The organism is Dyadobacter crusticola DSM 16708, from assembly GCF_000701505.1.
GTDB classification, from domain to species: domain Bacteria; phylum Bacteroidota; class Bacteroidia; order Cytophagales; family Spirosomataceae; genus Dyadobacter; species Dyadobacter crusticola.
In genome coordinates, this window is record NZ_KL370786.1 from 541,272 (window position 1) to 562,910 (window position 21,639).

At 48.9% G+C, this 21,639-nt stretch carries 16 protein-coding genes, 1 tRNA gene and 1 riboswitch; of the genes, 6 read left to right on the forward strand and 11 right to left on the reverse strand.

Features of this window, described 5'->3' with window-relative positions; all coding sequences use genetic code 11:
- Window positions 1–17 precede the first annotated feature (17 nt).
- The 3 genes from Q369_RS0124290 to Q369_RS0124300 all read right to left on the reverse strand — a co-directional run bounded on the left by Q369_RS0124290 (window position 18) and on the right by Q369_RS0124300 (window position 6,137).
- Window positions 18–3,224 carry a SusC/RagA family TonB-linked outer membrane protein gene (locus Q369_RS0124290; RefSeq protein ID WP_031530318.1) on the reverse strand — a complete coding sequence of 1,069 codons (3,207 nt, stop codon included), beginning with the start codon at window positions 3,222–3,224 and terminating at the stop codon, window positions 18–20.
- 77 nt (window positions 3,225–3,301) lie between these two features.
- Window positions 3,302–4,798, reverse strand: a complete 1,497-nt coding sequence (locus Q369_RS0124295) for an L-fucose/L-arabinose isomerase family protein (RefSeq protein ID WP_051664264.1) — start codon at window positions 4,796–4,798, stop codon at window positions 3,302–3,304.
- 73 nt (window positions 4,799–4,871) lie between these two features.
- Window positions 4,872–6,137, reverse strand: coding sequence for an MFS transporter (locus Q369_RS0124300; protein ID WP_031530320.1), 1,266 nt, complete (start codon window positions 6,135–6,137; stop codon window positions 4,872–4,874).
- Window positions 6,138–6,430: 293 nt separating this feature from the next.
- Here Q369_RS0124300 and Q369_RS0124305 point away from each other — a divergent pair, with 293 nt between their 5' ends.
- Window positions 6,431–7,819 carry a serine hydrolase domain-containing protein gene (locus Q369_RS0124305; protein ID WP_169739290.1) on the forward strand — a complete coding sequence of 463 codons (1,389 nt, stop codon included), beginning with the start codon at window positions 6,431–6,433 and terminating at the stop codon, window positions 7,817–7,819.
- Window positions 7,820–7,968: 149 nt separating this feature from the next.
- Here the strand turns inward: Q369_RS0124305 and Q369_RS0124310 are convergent.
- The 5 genes from Q369_RS0124310 to Q369_RS0124330 form a co-directional block, all read right to left on the reverse strand.
- Window positions 7,969–8,040 (reverse strand) — tRNA-Arg (locus Q369_RS0124310).
- Between the two features lie 85 nt (window positions 8,041–8,125).
- The gene (locus Q369_RS0124315) at window positions 8,126–8,797 is read right to left on the reverse strand and encodes an NUDIX hydrolase (RefSeq protein ID WP_031530322.1); all 672 of its coding nucleotides are present in this window, start codon (window positions 8,795–8,797) and stop codon (window positions 8,126–8,128) included.
- Between the two features lie 9 nt (window positions 8,798–8,806).
- A complete protein-coding gene (locus tag Q369_RS0124320; RefSeq protein ID WP_229206937.1) occupies window positions 8,807–9,505 on the reverse strand; it encodes a hypothetical protein in 699 nt (232 codons plus the stop codon).
- Window positions 9,506–9,594: 89 nt separating this feature from the next.
- A complete protein-coding gene (glgB, locus tag Q369_RS0124325; protein WP_031530324.1) occupies window positions 9,595–11,604 on the reverse strand; it encodes a 1,4-alpha-glucan branching protein GlgB in 2,010 nt (669 codons plus the stop codon).
- A gap of 126 nt (window positions 11,605–11,730) precedes the next feature.
- Window positions 11,731–12,939 carry a dipeptidase gene (locus tag Q369_RS0124330; protein WP_031530325.1) on the reverse strand — a complete coding sequence of 403 codons (1,209 nt, stop codon included), beginning with the start codon at window positions 12,937–12,939 and terminating at the stop codon, window positions 11,731–11,733.
- Between the two features lie 223 nt (window positions 12,940–13,162).
- Between Q369_RS0124330 and budA the strand changes: the two genes are divergently transcribed.
- Both budA and Q369_RS0124340 read left to right on the forward strand, forming a co-directional pair.
- Window positions 13,163–13,978 carry an acetolactate decarboxylase gene (gene budA, locus Q369_RS0124335; protein ID WP_229206938.1) on the forward strand — a complete coding sequence of 272 codons (816 nt, stop codon included), beginning with the start codon at window positions 13,163–13,165 and terminating at the stop codon, window positions 13,976–13,978.
- 40 nt (window positions 13,979–14,018) lie between these two features.
- The gene (locus Q369_RS0124340) at window positions 14,019–15,029 is read left to right on the forward strand and encodes an alpha/beta hydrolase (protein WP_031530327.1); all 1,011 of its coding nucleotides are present in this window, start codon (window positions 14,019–14,021) and stop codon (window positions 15,027–15,029) included.
- A 69-nt stretch (window positions 15,030–15,098) separates the two neighbouring features.
- Here the strand turns inward: Q369_RS0124340 and Q369_RS0124345 are convergent, their stop codons facing one another.
- From Q369_RS0124345 to Q369_RS0124355, 3 genes are all read right to left on the reverse strand, one after another.
- Entirely contained in the window at window positions 15,099–16,073 is a 975-nt protein-coding gene (locus Q369_RS0124345) for a sugar phosphate isomerase/epimerase family protein (protein WP_031530328.1), read from the reverse strand.
- Between the two features lie 143 nt (window positions 16,074–16,216).
- Window positions 16,217–17,332, reverse strand: coding sequence for a hypothetical protein (locus Q369_RS0124350; protein WP_031530329.1), 1,116 nt, complete (start codon window positions 17,330–17,332; stop codon window positions 16,217–16,219).
- Window positions 17,333–17,451: 119 nt separating this feature from the next.
- Window positions 17,452–17,982, reverse strand: coding sequence for a hypothetical protein (locus tag Q369_RS0124355; RefSeq protein ID WP_157488302.1), 531 nt, complete (start codon window positions 17,980–17,982; stop codon window positions 17,452–17,454).
- Window positions 17,983–18,289: 307 nt separating this feature from the next.
- On the opposite strand from Q369_RS0124355, the gene Q369_RS28590 reads away from it, so the two are divergent.
- The 3 genes from Q369_RS28590 to thiC all read left to right on the forward strand — a co-directional run bounded on the left by Q369_RS28590 (window position 18,290) and on the right by thiC (window position 21,639).
- The gene (locus Q369_RS28590) at window positions 18,290–19,186 is read left to right on the forward strand and encodes a response regulator (RefSeq protein WP_051664265.1); all 897 of its coding nucleotides are present in this window, start codon (window positions 18,290–18,292) and stop codon (window positions 19,184–19,186) included.
- 117 nt (window positions 19,187–19,303) lie between these two features.
- Window positions 19,304–19,399, forward strand: a riboswitch (TPP riboswitch).
- A 69-nt stretch (window positions 19,400–19,468) separates the two neighbouring features.
- A complete protein-coding gene (gene thiS / locus Q369_RS28930; protein WP_031530332.1) occupies window positions 19,469–19,672 on the forward strand; it encodes a sulfur carrier protein ThiS in 204 nt (67 codons plus the stop codon).
- A gap of 83 nt (window positions 19,673–19,755) precedes the next feature.
- Window positions 19,756–21,639 (forward strand): phosphomethylpyrimidine synthase ThiC, encoded by a 1,884-nt coding sequence (gene thiC / locus Q369_RS0124370; protein ID WP_031530333.1) that lies wholly within the window; start codon window positions 19,756–19,758, stop codon window positions 21,637–21,639.

The following is a 21,639-nucleotide window of genomic DNA, read 5'->3' on the forward strand; positions in this document are numbered from 1 at the left end:
TATGTTAATGGTTGTTTTCAAAAACTCACTCTCAGGCCCACGGTGAAGGTTCTCGGGTTAGGGTAGGAGAAGAAATCCACGCCCGTTTGCCCGATATTGTCGCCGCCTGTGCTGCCTTCCGGATCATAGCCAGGGTAGTTGGTAAAGGTGAAAAGGTTGGTAACATCCGCGTACAGCGATAAACCCTGCAACCTCATTTTCTCTGTAACGGCTCCGGGGAATGTGTAAGCCAGGTTCACATTGCGGATTCGGATGAAGGATCCATCAAACATGTATTTGGTCGTTCCCGCGCTGAAACCGAATGCATAATCGTTGCGAATGGCGCGTGAGTATTTTCCGGCACCAGGATCCTCCGGTGACTTCCAGCGATCGGCCATCACGGCAAGCTGGTTTTGTACACCCGCGCCGTTGAGTGAAACTTCGCCTCCCTGAAAGTACATTTCGTTGCCCTGCGATCCGTAGATGTTTACGCTTAATGCCAGGTTTTTGTATGAAAAACGGTGTCCCATTCCCCAGGTAAACTTCGGCCATGGATTTCCTACGATCGTGCGGTCGGCCTGGGTAATGGTGCCGCTGCCGTCTGCATCCTGAAAGCGATAATCTCCCGGCTGCACGCGTGGGTGCTGAATAGGATTGGCCTTTACCTCTTCCTGAGTCTGGAAAATGCCAAGAATGTTCAGCAGCCTGAAACTCGCTATCGGCTGGCCGACTTCGGCTACCTGATAAGCAGAGGTATTGATCCGCGCAGATTCTGTATTTAGTTTCAAAACCTTGTTCCGGTTAATGCTCAGATTCACATCCGAAGTCCACCTGAAATCACCTTTTGCGATGTTCTCCGTGTTTAGGCTGAATTCAATCCCTTTGTTTTCCAGCTCACCCACATTTTGCACCGATGAAGAGAAGCCGGAAGCAGCAGGCAATGCAACAGATAATAGCAGGTCTTTTTTGTGGGTGCGGTACGCATCCACAGTCAGCGCAATCCTGTTTTTAAACAAAGCCAAATCAAGACCTACATTGGTTTGGAAAGACTTTTCCCAGCTCAGTACATCATTGGCCAGGGTGGATGGCGAGATGCCCGAAATGTTGGTTCCATTGGAAACCATCGGAGATATACCCAGCAGACCCAGACTGGCGTAATTGCCGATCAGGTTGTTACCCGAGACACCATAGCTGGCCCTGATTTTCAGATCACTGACCGTGTTGCTGTTTTGCAAAAAAGCTTCTTGCGAGACGCGGTATGCAGCCGAAACGGAGGGGAATGCGCCCCATTTGTTTTTTGAGCCAAAGCGCGAGCTTCCATCCTGACGCATGGTGGCAGTAAGCAGGTACTTATCGGCATAAGAGTAATTCAATCGGGCAAACCACGAGAGCATCGACCATTGCGACATGTAGTCAGTACCGGTTGTAACAATACCAGCTGCCAGGTAAGGGACATCATCTGTGGGAAAATCCGTCGCGCCGGCTTGCAATACGTCATCGGTATTTTTTTGGGATGAAAATCCAATCAATGCGTCGAAATCGTGTTTGTCGCCAACTTTTTTACGGTAATTGAGCGTGTTTTCATTCAGCCAGTTGATACTGTTGAATTTGGTCACACCCGCCACTGCCGCACCTGTCCGACTGGTTGCCACACCGATTTTAGACGATTTCCACAGGCGCGTCTGATTGCTGGAATAGTTGATGCCGATGGTTGTTTTAAAAGTCAGCCCGCTTGCAATTTCGTATTCCAGGTAGTTGTTGGTAAAAATATTGGCATTCTTTCGCTTGTCGGAAAACTCGTCGTTGATCAGCAGCACGTGCTCCACGGGAATACCTGTGGTAGCTGAAAACTCGGAATAGTAACCGCCTTTGTCATCGTAAACAGGGATCGTCGGGTCGGCTGCAACGGCTGCGGAAATGAGTCCGCGGTGCTGCAAATGGCCTTCTGCCCGCGCAAAATCGCCAAAGGAGTAAGTTCCTGAAAAGCTGGTTCCCAGTTTGAGCTTCGGGGTCAGGTTTACATCCAGATTGGTGCGCATATTGAATTTCTTGAATTTCGAACCAATGATAATACCATCCTGATCCAGGTAGCCGCCCGAAACGAAATAGCGCATATCACCTTTATTGCCAGACGCCGAAAGCTGATAGTTCTGTACCAGCGAGTTTCTGAAAATCAGGTCTTGCCAGTCAGTACCATAACCTTTGTCGTCGAATTGTGACAGGTCGCGAAAAGCGGGTTTGACATACTGCCCTGTTCCACGTTTTTCATTGGGATCGGCTGCATTACCACCTGCAAATACCCACGCATTGTCCCTGCCTTCGGCGACGAACTCGGCATACTGCCGGGGTGACATCAGGTCCATCTTTTTGGCAAGCTGCTGCAATCCCGTTGAGTGTTCAAAGCTGATATTTGACCGCCCTCTTGTCCCTCTCTTTGTATTAATGATCACAACGCCATTGGCTCCGCGCGAACCATAGATCGCCGTCGCAGAAGCATCTTTCAAAACCTGAATGGATTCAATGTCAGAAGGGTTAATAGTACTCAGCGGATTGACCCTGTTCACGGCGCTGGCACCTACAATGCCGTTTGCCGAATAAGAATCCGACGCGTAATTGGCTACACTGGAACCGCCGCCTCCCGAGCCGATCGCAAAACCATCCACCACATAGAGCGGCTGGTTTCCTCCGGTAATCGAGTTTACGCCGCGGATCAGCACATTGACATTCCCGCCTGGTGCGCCGGAGGTTTGCGTGATCTGCACACCCGCAACTTTACCTTGCAGCATTTGATCGAAACTGTTCGCAGCCGGAACCGGAACCATATCTTTTGAAGAAATCGTCACGATAGAACCAGTCACATCCTTTTTGCGCTGTGTTCCGTAACCCACAACCACCACATCCTGCAACTGCTGCTCATCGGCTTTCAAAGCCACATTAATAACCGATTGCGCGCCCACTGTCACCTCCTGGGGAAGGTAGCCAATGAAACTAACCACGATAGTCGCTCCTGAACCGACGGTAAGCTGGTAGCTTCCGTTTGCGTCCGAAGTCGTTCCGTTTGAGCCGCCTTTTTCGGCGATGGTAGCGCCGATCAGTGGCTGCTTGTCTTCGGCTGTGGTGATCACACCGCGAATTTCCTGTCGGCCCGCTCCCTGCGCGAAAATCGAACAGGCGGGTGATAAGACGAGCAGCAGCAAAAGGCTGGAAAGCTGCCAGAAGCTTTGATTGATACACTTATTCTTCATAATGAAAAGGGATTTAGATATTAGCAAGAGGTTAATGCGCTTAATCCTGTAAACAATGTATTACGGTGCCATTACATCTATTCTGCGCCAATGACGACTGCTTCCAGATTGAGGTAGTTGGCCACTTTCACGATCGCACTTGCATGATGTCCGACGCCCAGTGCGAAATGGTGGGTCGGGCCTTCTTTCATCCACCTTTGCAGGAATGTCCGCACATCGGGTTTGAAATAGCCGCGGGTATTGGTGTTGCCGGTAGGAGGAATCGGGCCCTCAACAGACTGCCCCTCGGCAATTACAAACTTGAATTTTCCATCGTAGGTAGAGTTGATACTCAGCATTGTAATAGGGCCTTCCTTGATCTTGAATTCGACACCTGCACCAAATCCAGGCTTACCATGGTATTTGGTTAAGCTGCGCAAAACGGGCTTACCGTCTGCAATAGTGACATTATGCGGGCCATCATGACCTACAAGCACGAATCCTTCTTTAAAATCGACCGGGTGGAACTCGGCAAAGCTACCGCCTATGCCTAAACGTTCCATGATCAGCATGGCAAAACACGTTTTAAGGTCCGACTCGCCGCACATTGGAAAACCTGCGCCGGTAAGTAGTGAATTGCCCACGATCAGGTTAGACATCACCGTGCGTGTCTCACTGTTTTCTGCACCTTCGTAATAATAGGCGAGACCGTCCAGCTTCTTTTCCTGAATGAATTTTTCCAAAGCAACCGTCACCCGGGCAGCCGTTTCCAAATCCGAATCCCTCAGTTTCTCCGAAATTGGATCAGAAACCGGATCGGGGGTATCGAAGAATTCCAGGATACGTTCTTTCACGGGATCAATTTCATCCGGCGTCGATTTTTGATATTGCGTTACAATCTCGTGTGCCTCGCATTGCACAATGTGCGCGCCGAAATGCGCTGTGAGCATTGTTGCATCTGAATGCATATCCAGCATCGCCTCGATCGGGTGGCCGATGTGACCAATGCGCGAAGTTTTGAGATCATGTAAAACAGCCGCGATCCGGCAATATTCTTCGATCTGTGCATCGGCGACCGGATCGTCATAAAGGGTCCCGATGATCATATCCGGCACTTTTTTACCCATGCGCGCAGCCACACCGGCAAATTCAGGGAGTGAGCAGATGTCATCATTGTAAAGCTGCATGTAAGTGGACGCGCGGGTGTAATCCATGGCCTGGTCGGGCTGCAATGCGACGAGCACAATCGGAACATTGATACTTTTGATCACAACTCCGAAAGTGTTGGAAGTTGCGTATGTGACCATGTCGCAGAAGATCAGATCCAGGTTTGCCGCATTGAGCCTCGGTACCAGTTCATAGGCTTTTTCAACGTTATCCACCAGACCGAAATCAATCACTTCCGCATACGAGCCGGTTTGTATTTTTTTGATAAAAACTGCCTGCTTGTGCATCATTGCTTCGAGCAGACCATCGAACTGGCTCCAATATTTGTAATAACCTACGCCGAAAACACCGATACGCGGGCGGGTAGATTTGCGTTTTTCAACAATGGCGGCAGTTGCTTCCTGCCCGTAGGAGATGGGATTCACCATTTAAATTAATGTTATGTGTTGTTCTTGAAATCTTAACGCACTAAGTTTTGTGAGGTAAATTTTTTTTTGCAAATCATGGATCAGCTTTCATCACAGCTGCATCAGCCGGACTATCAAGAGCCTCCTGGAAAAGTGGCTGGATCCTGGGAACGAGGAGCATAAAGCCGATGAACGCGACCGGGTAAAGTACCCCAGAAGCGATCCACATCGGTTTATACGAATATTCCTGCACGAGTTTTCCGATCATCGGATTGAGCAGCAAACTGGAAATAGCGCCTGCCGTTCCCGAAAGTCCGACTACCGTGGAAGTCGCTTTTTGTCCGAAAACATCCGAGATCGAAGTGATATAGTTGGTAATCCAGAAGCCGTGTGCGAACATATAGAGCGCCATTAAACCAACTGCTACATAAACCGAAGAAACGTATTCCGTGAATGGAACGGCCAGCGTTAATGCAGCTGCAATGCCCATTACCAATTTTCTCGCTTTATTAATCGTAAGTCCCGATTTAACCAATTTGTCAGAAATAAATCCACCCAAAATATTGGAAATACCCAGCGCCAGAAACGGCACCCAGAATAAACTTCCAATTTCCTGAAAAGCCACGCCGCGTACCTCGCTGAGGTATTTTGGAATCCAGAACATCATGAAATACATGACCGGATCGAGCAGAAAGCGCATCAGGATAAAAACCCAGGTCTCCTTGATTTTTAGCAGGGAGAGCAACGGGATAGCGGCTGTTTTCTTTGCAGTAATCTGTGTTTTAAGGTTTGCGGCAGCACTTTTCCATGGTATCAGTAACCAGCCGGCAACCCAGATAAGGCCGACAAGCCCGGGAATAACAAATCCTGCCCGCCAGCCATAATGTTCAGAAATCAGGATGGTGAGCGGCGGGGCGATTACTGCGCCGATGGCCGAACCGCCTATTGCTATGCCGTTTGCAAAGGCTCTTTCTTTCTTGTCAAACCAGTCGTAAACCGTCTTTGCAGCTCCGGGGAAACACGCGCCTTCACCCAACCCCAGCAAAAATCGAAAGGCAACGAGCTGCGGCAGAGAATTCATCAACCCGTGCAATGCATTGGCCACCGACCATACGCCTACAGCAACTGCAAGTCCCTTTTTAGCACCAACCCTGTCGATGATCCACCCACCCATTGTGAACATGAATGCGTAGCTCAATAAGAAGCTGGTGTTCACCCAGCCATATTCCACATCCGTAAACTGGAATTCCTTCTGGATTTTGAGGATAGCAATCGAGAGTACCTGCCGGTCCAAAAAGCTCAGCCCGGTTGCTATAAACAACATCAGAACAACAAACCAACGCATAGAGTGAAGTTTCATATAGCTTAACGCACTAACTAGAATCGAGTCAAAAATAAATTCAAAAAATGCAATAAGCAAACGTTTATAAATTTATTTTGATTTTAGTTCCTGGCGGTCGCTGATGCGGTACTTGTCACTGGATTCCTGACACAAATTGGCAGCGACGGGTAACAGGCAGCCGGGATTGATGTAAACCAAGGGCTGGTAACAATCATTCTTTTCGGGTAGCTTAATTAAGTCTCTCACTTTTCTGAAAGATTTACATCCTTTCTTACAATCAAATGATACGGCAGCTACTACTTGGAATCGTAATGCTTGTTCTAGTTTCCAGCAGTTTACGTGCTCAGGACAAGGCCGCTCGGTTGTCGGCTTTGTTTGATACGCTCAAAAGTTTCAATGGATCTGTTTTGATTGCTCAGGATGACAAGGTGATTTTCCAACAAGCCTATGGAATTGCTGATCATGTCGCAAAACGCAAACTCACGACCGAGTCTGTGTTTGAGCTTGCTTCCGTTTCAAAAGGTTTCACAGCTATGGGAATTATGCAGCTGAAAGAGAAGAAGCTGCTTTCCTATGACGATTCTTTGCGCAAGTTCTTTCCTGAACTACCCTATGCCGGCGTCTCGATCCAAAATCTTCTGACGCATACATCAGGCATTCCCGACTTTCTGGGTTGGACAGAGGAGGATATCAATGTGAATGCGCGCAATAGCAATGCGCAGATAATTAAAATTTTGCCCGCGAAGTATACGGGTACTGTTTTTCCGCCTGGTTCCAAATTCTTGTATTCAAACACGAACTATGTACTTCTGGCGAGTATCATAGAGCAGGTGAGCGGTTTGTCTTTCCCGGAATACATGCGCAAAAACATCTTTCTGCCTTGTGGAATGGCAAATACAGCTGTCTCCCAAAGGCTTTTGAATACGCCGCCCGAAGACTATGCGTTCGATTATGCCTGGGATGGAGGCGAAGGCCGCTTTTTGCGTGCCGATAGTCTCAAACGGTATATGTACTACATGTCCGGCGTAACAGGGGCTTATGGAATTATGAGTAACGCAGGAGATCTCAACAAGTGGGTTCAGGCAATAAATACCGATTTGCTGGTGAGTGAAGCGACGCGAAAAGAAGCATTTTCACCCATTAAATTCAACCATTCAAATGAGAACATTACGTCTGACGACGGTCTGATTTCCGTTTTTGGCTGGCGGCTCTTGCCAGGACTTTCAGGAGATCGGGACATGTTTACTGCCGGTAGCTACGGCGGATACCGGTCGCTTATTGTTAACACACATTCCAAAAGTCAAAAAGTAATCCTCTTATCGAACTTTGGTGATAATAATGATCTGCTATCGGTAATGCAGAACATCGACGAGATTTTGGAGGGTCTTCCTCTCTCTCGATCTAACTTCAAGGAGTTGAGAAAAGGCGTTAAGCTTCCGTTGCAACAACTCCGGGCGCTTCAAGGCATTTACCTGACAAAAGAAGGGTCTTTTCCACAAATGAAAATTACTTGCATCGGGAACAGATTATATGCGAAGCTCGGCGATTCAATGGAACAGAATGCTTTCGCGGAGTCTGAGAATGCGTTTTTTGTGACTGGTATAGACGGAAGCTTACTATTCAATAAAGATGCGTTTGGAAAGGTAATTTCTCTGAGTGTCAACAATTCAGGCACAAGCCATACATTCTATTTAAAATAAAAAGAACTTAAAACACAAACACCAAAATCCTGACAGGACTACATCCTCTCGGGAAGAACGTCTGTGACTTGCACCACGTCCGCTTCAAAAAATCAAAGCCTGCAAATGGTTAATCTGCAGGCTTTAGTCAATTTTGATATGTCAAATAGTGCACCCGAAGGGATTCGAACCCCTATCGATGGTACCGGAAACCACAATTCTATCCATTGAACTACGGGTGCTTCTCTCGGTAATGGGGTGCAAATATAGCCCCTATTTTGATTTTCGGCCATTTTGATGAAAAATTTTTCTGGCCGATGTGCTTTGTTACAGCTTTTTCAGCAACTCCCAGTCGCCTACATCCTTCAAATACAGGTAGTCCAGCAGTACTCCGTTCGAATTATTGATCAGCTTGTGGCCCTCCTCAAAGGGTACTACATACGTGTTGATAAACTCGTGATCGGAAACAACGCCCTGCACTTTGTTATGATAACTGTGGATTTCCTCTGTACTCAATTCGAGCTCGCAGTAGAACATGTACATCGCTTCGTCACTCGTGCCAGTAGAAGGATAAAACGGCTCTTTATTGACGCTTATCAGCTGCGAAACCTCAACCGGAATGCCGGTTTCTTCAAAAACTTCGCGGGCTGCAACCGCCGCTGCGTCACTTTCGCTATCCAGCATCCCGGCCGGGTGCTCGTAGGTGAGCGATCCGTCGCAAATGCGGCGCTGCTGTACAAGCAGGAGGTATTTTTCCTTCGTCTGAGCATCTATGAAACAAACCAGCACGCTCACTACTTCGCCTTTCAAGAAACAGATAGGCGGGATTTTGTGGCCTTCCGGCGTAGTCGCGTCTGTGTAGAGCAACGAAAAAAGTACTTCTCCGTGACCGTTCCGGCGGCTGTAAAGCTCGTCTACCCGATGAATAGCAAGCCCGTTTCCTTCGAGCTTATTCTTCCAGAGGTTATACTTATGCGAATCAACCAGCTTTTCAGGCATCTCGAAATATCAGTTGTATAATGGAAACGATATGGCGGCATAAGGTACGCCGTATGTGGCCGAAAAGCGGCGCTGGCCATTGTCTAGCTTCACAGGCGTGCTGTAAGTGATCCGGCCGTGTACATAGGCCAGCTTCAAGCCAATGCGATCTGTGATCCAGTAGCGAAGGAACACCTCCGACTGGCCATTCTGCTTGTCCAATACCAGCGGAAGCGCATTCAGTGTAGCCGGGTTGCTGCCGACGTAAGCATTGTAGTATTCCGCGCCTTCTCCTTCGTAAAAAGTCGATTTTGAATACAGACCGCTGCGTTTCGTGCCAAATGCAATGCCGAAAAGATCCGTGTTCGCGCCGATGTCAAACTTCCATACCCGCACATTTGCCCCAAACACAAAGCTTGCTCCATTGGCGCTCAGCCTGCCAAACTTCAAAGTATCGTCTGAGAATGCATTGCTTTGCGGTACCAGGTTTGTTCTGCCCGCATAATAACCCCAGGCGCGCACGCCCCAGCCAATGCGGAACCATGAAAAATGATTCAGGCTAAGCTCCTGATGGTACAATGCAGAAGGTACCCACTGGTCGTCCTGATAGCCCAGCCCGAGATCAATGCCGGACGTGACGCGGGATAAGCTTTGACTGTAACCTGAAACTGAACCCAAAAACAAAAAAAGTACTATTATCCTTAAACGCTTCATCTGATTCTTGGTCATGTGATGGGCAAAGGTAAAAAAATGTGCAAAAAAAGTAAGGCAGAGTTTCAAAGCTCTGCCTAAGATTAGAATAAAGTAATTTACCGGCCTCAAAGAAGCTTTTTGGCGCCTTTTTTCTTCAAAACGACTGCGCCCATTGGCGGCAGGTCTAATAGCAGCGAGTTGGCTCTTCCGTGCCACCTGTGCGCTTCCGAGCTCACAGGATCATAGTTGATAATACCGCTGCCGCCGAAAGTCTCCGAATCCGAATTGAATATCTCCTGCCAGCTGCCTTCCGAAAGTACGCCCACGCGATAACCTTTTCTCGGCAGGGGTGTCAGGTTCAATGCGATAATGAGACTTTGCGAGGGATCAAGGCCCTTCCTTGCATAAACCAGCACCGAATTCTCCCGGTCCTGGGTATCGATCCATTCAAAACCTTCACTTGAAAAAGAATGGTCGAACAATGCGTGCTCGTCTTTGTAAAGCTGGTTTAAGGCTTTGACACAATCTTTCAAACCCATGTTAGGCGCTTGTTCCAGCAGGTGCCAGTCCAGACTTCTTTCAAAATTCCATTCAGAAGCCTGCCCGAACTCTCCGCCCATGAAAAGCAGCTTGGTACCGGGGTGGGTAAACATATAAGTGAACATCAGCCGCAGGTTCGCGAACTTCTGCCACTCGTCGCCCGGCATTTTGTTGATCAGCGATTTCTTCCCGTAAACCACCTCGTCGTGCGAGAATGGCAGCATGAAGTTTTCAGAAAACGAGTAAACGAGACTGAATGTGAGCTGATCCTGGTGCCAGCGGCGGAATGCAGGATCAAGCTGGAAGTATTTCAATGTGTCATTCATCCAGCCCATCATCCATTTCATACCAAAGCCCAATCCACCAACAAAAACAGGTCGTGAAACACCCGGGAATGCAGTAGATTCTTCGGCGATCGTCTGAATATCAGGGAACTCGGTGTAGGCGGCTACATTCATTTCGCGCAGCAGCGAAATGGCTTCGAGGTTCTCTCTTCCACCAAATTCATTGGGGATCCACTCGCCGTGCTTTCTCGAATAATCCAGGTAAAGCATGGAAGCTACTGCATCCACGCGAAGTCCGTCGGTATGGTACCTGTCGAGCCAGAAAATAGCATTACTGATCAGGAATGAGCGGACTTCATTTCTGCCATAATTAAAAATGTAGCTTTTCCAGTCCGGGTGATAGCCTTTTCTAGGATCCTCATGTTCGTAAAGCGCAGTACCGTCAAAGCGGTAAAGTCCGTGCAAATCGCCCGGGAAATGGGAGGGTACCCAGTCTACATACACGCCGATTCCCGCCTGGTGAAGCTGGTCTATCAGGTACATCAATTCCTGCGGGGTACCGTGGCGCGCAGTACAGGAGAAATACCCCGTAATCTGGTATCCCCACGAAGGCGGGTAGGGGTGCTCCATTACGGGCATGAGCTCCACGTGCGTGAAACCCATTTCCTTCACATAAGGCACCAGGCTTGCTGCTATTTCTTTGTAGGTCAAAAAGCGAAGCGGGTCCGAGGGATCGCGCTGCCAGGAGCCGAGGTGAACTTCATATACCGATATCGGTGCATTCAGCTTGTTTTTTTCCTTCCGCACTTTCATCCAGTCCGAGTCGCCCCATTCATACCAGGTATCCCAGACGATTGAGGCGGTTTTCGGAGCCACTTCGCACCAGAGCGCGAAAGGATCCGATTTTTCGAGATGCTCGCCGGTTTGTGAAACGATATAGTATTTGTACACTTCCCCGACGCCTACATTCGGTATCCAGCCCTCCCAGATACCCGAGCTGTCCCACCTTGGCGCGAGCGAATGCCCGCTTTTGTTCCAGCCGTTGAAGTTCCCGATCACGGAAATGTAAGTTGCATTCGGCGCCCATACCGCAAAGTATGTGCCGACTACACCTTTGTGTTCCATCACGTGCGAGCCGAGCTTTTCGTAAAGCTTGAAGTGTTTTCCCTGACGAAAAAGATGAATATCAAAATCTGTAAAACGGCTAACTGTTTCGACCGCATTCAGTTCCTGACCTTCGGTTTTCAATGTTCCGTTTTCCGGAAGGTCGCTTGCTGACTTTGTTTTTTTATTATCCGCTGACTTAGCCATTTGTTTGAACGCAATTTGTGATAATCATTAAGAGAGTGTAAGATTTGCAATTTTATTAAACTATTTCTCTAAATGTATATATTTTTTTACTCCATTTCCTTTGAAAACTGCGCAAAAAGCAGGTTATCAGATGTTCCCCGCCGCTTTCTCCACCTGGTCCAGAACACGCATGATATTGCCTCCCCAGATCTTCTCGATATCCTTCGCTGAGTAGCCTCTTTTTACCAGCTCCTCCGTAATCGCCCCGATCTGGCTCACATCTTTCAGGCCGATCACCTCACCGCCGCCATCCAGGTCCATTCCGATTCCCACGTGGTCTATGCTGGTGAGTTTGATCACGTGCTCAATGTGGTTGACTGCATCCTGCACGGTCGGCATATCGCCTTTGTACTTTTCATTAATAGCCTTCATCTCGTCCCGCAACGCTTTTTTATCTGCATCTGAAAGGTCCGTCTGGCGGATTTTCAACCGCAGCGCTTTGAGTGACATTTCGTGTGGCTGCGAAGGTTTTTTTACAAAGCCGGGCACAAAGTTGATCTGGATTACCCCGCCATTCTTGGCCAGCGTTCTGATCATATCATCTGTCATATTACGGGGCACATCGCACAATGCCCGGCAGCTCGAATGCGAGGCGATTACCGGCGCTTTGGTCAGTCTGATCACGTCGTAAAATGTAGAATCGGATACGTGAGAAATGTCCACCATCATACCAAGCCGGTTCATTTCCTTTACTACTTCCTCCCCGAACTTGCTTAGTCCATTGTGCTCAGGACCGTCGCCGTCGGTAGACGAATCGCAGATATCGTTGTTCAGCGAATGCGAAAGCGTGATATACCTCAGTCCAAGATCATAGAACTGCTTCACATTCGTGATATCTTTCCCGACCGGCCAGCCATTTTCCATACCAATGAACATTGCGCGTTTTCCTTCTTTTTGGAGGCGGTAAGCATCTTTGGAGGTAGTTGCAATGGCGGCGATATCCGGGTGAAGCCGGGCAGTTTCGTGTATTTTGTCAAAAATGGCGAGCGCCTTCTTTTTTGCTTCTGCATTCGCTTCGTCGGTGCGCTTTCCCTGCCCGAGGTAAACGGCAAAGAACATCCCGTCCATTCCGCCTTTAATCATTCTCGGGAAGTCGATTTGCGAGCGGTCTTTTTCATAATCATGCTCCACAGCGATGTCGAAGCCTTCCTTCATCATGTTAATGGGCACATCAGCGTGCGTGTCGATTGTCAGCGCTTTTGCGTGGATCTTGGCGGCTTTGGGCGACATCGGAACAGGGGTTGTCTGTGCAAATGACAACGCGGGCAATAGTAACAGGAGTAGTGTCTTTTTCATTGAACGGGTTGGTAATTGGTGAATGGTCAGGAAAGCGCAATGTTTTTAAGTTGCCGCTTTTTTTCTGTAATGTCAACTGCGTCAGTGCGATCCTTTATTTACTTCAATTTAAACCCGAATCATGCCTATTCTGAATGCGTATTTGCGCTTTAAGCCAATCGGGCAAGTAAAGCAGGGCTGCTGCGGTGTTTAGTTTATATCCATTCTCAACTCAAATACATCTGTGAGCCCTTTTTCCAAGTCCCGCCTTTTATCATTCGCATTACTGCTGCTTATTTTCGCCGGCTGCCAGATGTCGAAGAATTCCCGCTCCCACGGATTGCAGCATCTTCAGAATGAAGATCTCATGTACCAGTATTCCATTATTGATGCATTAATGGCGGGCGTTTTCGATGGAGATCTGAATATTGCCGGTTTGAAAACGCGCGGCGACTTCGGTGTGGGTACTTTTAATAAGGTCGACGGCGAACTGATCATGGACAAAGGCCGGGTATATAAGGTATCGTACGACGGCTCGGTAAGCGAGGTGCGCGACTCCGACAGTACCTCCGCCGCATTTGTCAAATACTTCAAAGCTGATACTGTGATTACGCTCACAGGGGAAAACCTGAGCTATGAAAACGTGCAGGAACATCTGCTGAGAATCCTCAACCCCAACGGGATATACGCACTTCGGATTACCGGCAACTTCTCCGCAATGACCACCCGCGCAGCCCGCTCCGCGACGCCTCCGTACCCGACACTGACCCAGCATTTGAAAACGAACCAGGCACTTTTTGAAATCCAAAATACGCAGGGTACCTGCAATGGATTTCTGCTGCCTCCTTACCTCGCCAGGACTAATGTGCCGGGCTTCCACCTGCATTACCTATCGGCGGATCTCAAAGCTGGCGGACATATATTCAAGTTCACGACCAACTCCGTTCGCATTGAAGTGGATATTGCAAAAGGCTTTGTAATAGAAAACAATACGAACCCCGAATTCCGCACGGTAAACCTTAAACCGGATCGCGGCGAAGAGTTGAAGAAAATTGAATAGTTGAAGCTATATTTATGCCTCATTTTTCAATTTACAGCCAGTGAAAAAACTTGCGGGATACCTGCTTTTAGTCGGACTGAGCGCCTGCTCTGCGTTCGGGCAGGTTACTTATTTCGGAGATATACTCGGGAAAGAATTCAAACAGGCGACCATCGTACAACCTTCCGACTATGAAGGCAGTGTAACCTGCACGATCATCCGGAAAACGGCGACTCCGAAAAGCAGCAAGGCAGTTCTGTATGTGCACGGGTTCAACGATTACTTTTTTCAGGAAGAAATGGCGGAGCGCTTTCTCAAAGAAGGATACAATTTCTATGCAGTCGACCTGCGGAAATACGGCCGCTCCTGGCTGGCGCACCAGAAATTCAACAATGTAAGAGAGCTCTCCGAGTACTTCCCCGACATTGATACCACCCTGCATATCATCCACAATGAGGGAAATGAAAAGGTACTGCTAATGGGGCACTCGCTAGGCGGGTTAATTGTGTCTGTGTATGCAGACGCGCGAAACGGACGCGAGCAGTTTGACGCACTTCTGCTAAACAGCCCGCTCTTTGCATTGAACATCAAATCAGGACTGAAAAAAACGGCACTTCCATTGATGATCAGACGCGCCGAAAAACATCCGGAAACGCTCATTGATCTCGGAATTAACCCGCTTTACGGAGAAAGCCTGCACAGGGATTATCACGGTGAATGGGCGTACAGCCTGGGTTTCAAGCCGCTCATTGCGCCGCCGGTCAACTTTGGCTGGATCCGGGCGGTACATCTGGGGCAGGAAAAGCTCTTGCAAGGCTTGCAGATCGACAAACCGGTACTTGTACTGCACGCCGCCAAATCCATGGACGAAAAGAAGTGGAGCGATGTATTTTTCAATGGCGACGCCGTGCTGGACGTGACTGAGGTCGCCCGGCGCGCACAAAATATCGTCGGACAGTACAGCATTCAGGCGGTACCCGGCGGCATGCACGATCTCGTCCTTTCCCGAAAACCCGTGAGAGAAGAGGTATATTCGACGATTTTCAACTGGGCCAAAAGAGTCGTAAAATAAGCAGGCTCAAACCAAGAAAGCCGGAAGTACCCAGGTACCTCCGGCTTTCTTTGGTTATAACAAAATGTATCAGGCAGTGAATGTAAATGCCTTTCTCAGCAGTTCCAGGCTTTTGGGTACCGAGGTTTCCGGGTTTTCCTTACCTTCCATTTCCAGCGAGACAAAACCTTTGTAGTTTGCATTCTGGAAGATCTTGCCGATGCGCGTGTAATCCATTTCCTTGTCGTAAAATGTGCCGCCGCCGTAATAGGTTTTCGCCTGAACAATGGTCGCATAAGGCGCCAGCTTTTCGAGTCCGGCGTAAGGTTCGCCCACGAAATTGCCGGTATCCACATTCAGTCCCATTGAAGGCGAGCTTTTCAGCGCATTGTACATTCTCAGCAGATAGTCGATGTTGGAAGACAATCCCCAGTGATTTTCCAGAGCAAGTACAATCCCGGCTTTCTCAGCGTATTGCAGGCATTCACCCATTCCATCGATGGTCCATTTGATCCCGTCTTCGTCGGTATAACCTTCAATCGGCGGCTCTACACCGTGGGTATAATAGTCAGTCTGACGTTTGTTTTTGATGGTTCCCCACGAGCCGGTGTTCATACGCACGCATGGAATTCCCATTTGCGAAGCCATATTGATGCATTTGTAAGTATGCTCGATATCCGCTTTCCGCTTGGCCACGTCGGGTTGGAGGAAATTCTGGTGAATGGATAACAAAGGCATCGCCAGCCCGCTGTCAAATGCGAGCCGCTTCAATTTGTTTTGATACGAAACCGATTCTTCTGCCATCTGGCGGTGTAGTACCTCCACGCCGTCAAAGCCGATTCGGGCTGCATTTTCGATCACTTTTTCAATCGGGTACTTGGCGCCTGTGAGCGGCCAGTACGAATAGCTGGAAACCGCAATTGGCAATCTTCTGGTCACAACCGGCTTCTTTTCCGGTGCAGCAACCGCCAGCGAGCCGGTAAGTACGCCCGATGCAATCGCAGCCGACTTTTTGAGCCAGTTCCTTCTTGAATCCGAAGCGTCAGAGGTAGTAAATTTTTCCATTGTTTAAAAAGGTTGGTGGTTAGTAACAGGATCAGGAATTCTCTTTTGCAATAATGTAAATTCAATCTGCATAACAAAACCAACTAAAGACAAAGTGCCACCGGGTTTTCGACCAGGTGGCACTTTTATTTGTTTTGGTAAAATCAGAATTTGAACGAAACGCCCGCATTTACGGAGTAATCTGCAAACGCAGCGTCGCCTCTTACAAATGTACCCGTGGCTGCTGAGTAGGCTTTGTCAGTAACACTCTGCGTGCGGTTGCGCGATAATGCAACCGGGACACTTACAAAAAAGCCGAATTTGCCAGACGAATAACTGATACTTGGCTCAATGCTCCACACATATCCCGGCCTGCGGAAATCACCACTTCCACCCACCAGATCGTGCACCGGAATACCTTCAAGCCGCGCACCCGCTGCTGCGGTCAGTCCGCGTACAAGTCCGTTGATCGCATAACTCACCCCGCCGCGCGCCATGTACTGGTCAGGCACGCTCATGATAGCCTCGTTAGCAAGTCTGGGCGACAGTGTTTCCCGGTAGGTTCTCACGCCGTTTTGCTCCCGCGGATTGATCAGGTAATAAAAATTTCCGTACACGCCGAAGTTGTGCGTGAGGTTGTAATAAGTATTTGCCTCCACTGTAAAGCCGGTCCCGCCGTCGCCCAGCTGAATGGACTGGTCTACCGGGCGGAGCTCTTTACTTCCATTCGGGCCCACATTGTACCAGTAGTCCTCGTATTTGTAATCGCCGGTCGGCAGCTTGATACCCAATCCCAGCTGAATGTTGCCGCGCGAGCTTGTTTTCGGATCAAAAAGCCACCGGTAAGCCGCCAGCCGCAAATCGCCGATGCCAAATGAATGCATGCTGTGACGCTCATTGAATTTGTTTGCGCCATTGATCAAACCATGCTCGTACAGCGAAGAACGCGCATTGGAAATGATCGGTAAGTCGACCATAATGGACCAGCGATCGTTCAAAATCCGCGTGAGATTGATGTCCAGCGATGCAGTATGGTTAATTACCTCGGTATGCTGCACCAGCCTTTCCTTGTTTTCGGTCGTACCTGAGTAGTGGCGGAACGATTTGAAATAACGCGCGCTGGTGGTTAAAACCCATTGCGGGTGATCGGTACTGTCGGCATGAGCGAGCATACAGGCATTCCCCGTACTGCGGATCGCCACACAGCCTTGTGAATGGGCGTTGAAAGAGATGATAGAAGTAAAAAGCGCTGTGAACGCGAGGTATATATGTTTTTTCATTTTGAAATGGAATAAGCCGGAAAGAAGAATATGACAGGACAGTCACAGGAAATCAATGCGGGCAAAATGCCGCAAAGCTTGCCTGAGCTGCCGGAATGTTTGGTGTAAAAAGAAGGGGCTTATGCCAGGTCGGGAGGGGGACTTAGGGGGTCTACGAGGGTCCCAAAGGTGGTAACTAAATAATCATCAGCAATCTGCAAATCCGCAGGAATCCATTCCAGAATGTAGAAAATGTGCTTTCTCTTATTAGCAAGATAATCTTTGAGGAACGATTTAAGAACAACCGAATGTGCGCCTTTCTGCGGACGCGCGCCTGCAATTTCATCCTGAATTCTGGATACCAGTGCAGTAAAACGGTCACGCGCATTCTGGTCAAATTCACAATGAACGTAGATTGTATCTCCGATGAGCTGCTTGGTTTTCATCTGATAATGCTGCCCGTTATGCCGGATTTTACCTTCCGCGGGTTCGGCATTTTCCCAGTCATTCTGGTAGGGGAGGTTCACCGGCAATTTGATGACGATATCTGCTGTAAAATCCTCTTGTGCCTGCCTGCTACCCGCTACCATCACCGGCGCTTCTTCCAGCAGGTACACAACCGAATAGCCCACTGTATTATACAGCAGCAGACCAAAAAGCAGAAGTGACAAAAGCCGGTTCAACGCAAAAGATGTTTATTCTTTCAAATGTATAAAAAAATGGGGGAATGTTGATGTAGGGAGGTTAGCTGTTGGCTGTTGGCTGTTAGCTGTTGTACTTCGGCTTTCGGCTGTCAGACTTCGGCTTTTTTGAATTACGATGCCATAGCTAATTGCTAACAGCTAACAGCTGACAGCCGAAGTCTGCTAAGAAAAGCCGACAGCCGATTGCCGAAAGCCGAGGTTACACCAGAATTCCTTTTTCTTTGGTACTTTTGCGGTTACTACGCAACATCGGAAAAACTACTAACCAACAATCATGACGGGTATTCCAAAGTTCGAAACCCATAAATCAATCTTTCTTGTTGATGATGACGAGGACGATCGGATGCTCATTAAAGAAGCCCTTGAACAGGTAATGCATGATGTGAATATCATCGAGGTGAATGATGGTATCGAGCTGCTTGAATTGATGGACCGCTCTGCCAATCTGCACGAACCCGCATTGATCGTCATGGATATGAACATGCCACGCATGAGCGGGCTTGAAGCTTTGTCTGTTATCAGGACCAGCAGCCAGCTTCGGCACGTGCCCATTGTCATGTTGTCAACTTCGTCCAATGAAGACCTTATTTTCAAAGCTTACCGGCAGGGGATCAATGCCTATATCACGAAACCGGTGACCTACCATGCGTACAGCAAGCTCGCCGAAGCGATCAGCGTTTCGTTTTTAAACACCTATCCGTTGCAGGAAGAAGTAGCGCTTCCGGAAAACCTGAGCGGTAAAAATATCCTGATCGTGGAAGACAGCGACGATCACTGGGAACTGATGAATATCACGCTGCGGCAGATCCTGCCCGATGTACATATCACCCGTTTCAGCGACGATGCAACTGCCCGCGAGTACCTGCGCGACAACATTGATGTATCTCCGTTTCCGATCGATATGATTATTCTGGACCTGTACCTGCCCACCAGGCAGCAGGGACTTGATCTGCTGAGCACCATGAAGAACTCCGTTTCAGACGCCCGGCTACCATTTGTGCCGGTGGTTGTGTTCAGTTTTTCAGATAATCCGGTTGATATCCGCGAGAGCTATTCCCATCAGGCCAATGCATTTGTGATGAAGGGAAAAAACCTGAGAGAATCCATGCAGCTTTTTCGCCAACTGTGTGATTTCTGGTGGAACACCATTTCATCACCTGCCCGGTTTTGATACTTACCGTCAGTCTTTTAGTGCTTGAATCGGCTTTCGTCCGGGCTTAATGCTGATTTCTGAGTATACATTTTATTTTCTGAAAATTTTGATAAACCGCATTTTCAGATAGCTTTGTCGAAACTTTAGGGGTGTCCCGATATGCGGACTGAGATAATACCCTTTGAACCTGATGCAGTTAGTACTGCCGAAGGGAAAAGTAAGAGATACTACTATTGTGTCTCAATGAATCTTTCCGTAAAGGTCCATTCCTGAAGTTTTTGTCACAAAACGTTTTTCAGAATGGAAATCATCATCAACGATCAATCCCGCGAAATTCCTGAACATTACTCAGTTCAGCAGCTCTTGTCCGGACTTTTTCCCGACAGCCTGAAAGGAATTGCCGTCGCGATCAACCAGTCCGTGCTTGCCAGGTCTGAATGGGAGCGGCGTCAGTTGCAGCCCCACGACCGCATTACCCTGATTAAAGCTACTCAGGGAGGATAACCACCCGTTTTCGCCAATCAATCTATCATTTTTCACCTGAACCGCCCTGCTACCGGCAGCGGTTTGCTCCATTTCTTTTTGTTATGAAAATTGAAAAAACACCCGAGAGCGGCGTGATCACGCGGACTCCCTTTCCTAATTCCCGGAAAGTGTATGTGCCAGGCAAGCTGCACAACATTTCGGTTGCAATGCGCGAGATAGCTTTAAGCGACACGAAAATTCATGGGAAACCCGGCGCAACCGAGCCCAATGCACCGGTAACTGTATACGATACCAGCGGCCCTTTTACAGACCCGCATATTGACATTGATGTAAAAAAAGGGTTGCCACAGCTCAGGTCGGAATGGATCAGGGCGCGGCAGGATGTGGAAGAGCTTGAAACAATATCATCGAGCTACGGCCGGCAGCGGCTGGCCGACGTTCAGCTTGATCACCTGCGTTTTGCGCACGTCAGCAAGCCGCTGCGTGCGAAGGCCGGGCACAACGTATCTCAGCTTCACTATGCGAAAAAGGGCATTGTCACCGCCGAAATGGAATATATTGCCATTCGTGAAAACCAGCGGATCGATCAGCAGCTCATTGAAATGAATGGGAGAATGGGCGCATTGTCGCACCAGCATGCGGGTCACAGTTTTGGTGCAAATACCCCTAAAACCTTCATTACACCCGAGTTTGTACGACAGGAAGTAGCGGCAGGAAGGGCGGTTATCCCCTCTAATATCAACCACCCGGAAAGCGAGCCGATGATCATCGGGCGTAATTTCCTGGTCAAGATCAATGCCAATATTGGTAACTCAGCAGTATCGTCGAGCATTGAGGAAGAAGTTGAAAAAGCGGTGTGGGCTTGTCGCTGGGGCGCGGATACCATCATGGATCTTTCAACCGGTAAAAACATCCATGAAACCCGCGAATGGATCATCCGCAACTCGCCTGTGCCCATTGGTACCGTGCCGATTTACCAGGCTTTGGAAAAGGTAAATGGAAAAGCAGAGGAGCTGACATGGGAATTGTTCCGGGACACGCTGATCGAGCAGGCCGAACAGGGAGTCGACTACTTCACGATACACGCGGGCGTCTTGCTTCGCTACATTCCGCTGACTGCCAGGCGCATTACCGGGATCGTATCGAGAGGAGGCTCCATTATGGCGAAATGGTGCCTCGCGCACCACAAGGAGAATTTCCTGTACACGCATTTCGAGGAGATATGCGGGATCATGAAAGCTTACGACGTGGCTTTCTCGCTGGGCGACGGGCTGCGCCCGGGCTGCATTGCCGACGCAAACGACGCCGCACAGTTTGCCGAACTCGAAACACTGGGCGAGCTGACTAAAATCGCCTGGAAGCACGATGTGCAGACGATCATCGAAGGGCCGGGCCACGTACCGATGCATTTGATCAAAGAAAATATGGAAAAGCAGCTGGAACATTGCAGCGAAGCGCCTTTCTACACCCTCGGGCCGCTTACTACGGATATTGCACCTGGTTATGATCACATTACGTCGGCCATCGGCGCGGCGATGATCGGCTGGTTTGGTACTGCAATGCTGTGCTATGTGACACCGAAAGAACACCTCGGGTTACCAAACAAAAAAGATGTAAAAGACGGTGTAATTACGTACAAGATCGCCGCCCACGCAGCCGATCTGGCCAAAGGTCACCCCGGCGCGCAGTACCGCGACAATGCATTGAGCAAGGCGCGGTTCGAGTTCCGCTGGGCCGACCAGTTTAACCTTTCACTAGATCCCGACACAGCCCGGGAGTTTCACGACGAGACACTACCTGCCGAAGGTGCCAAAATCGCCCATTTCTGTTCCATGTGCGGGCCTAACTTCTGTTCCATGAAAATCACGCAGGATGTGCGCGAGTATGCGGAAGAAAACGGAATGCTGACAGACACCGCGATTGAAGAAGGAATGCAGGTAAAAGCGCGTGAATTTGCTGAAAAGGGCAGCGAAATCTATCTGTAA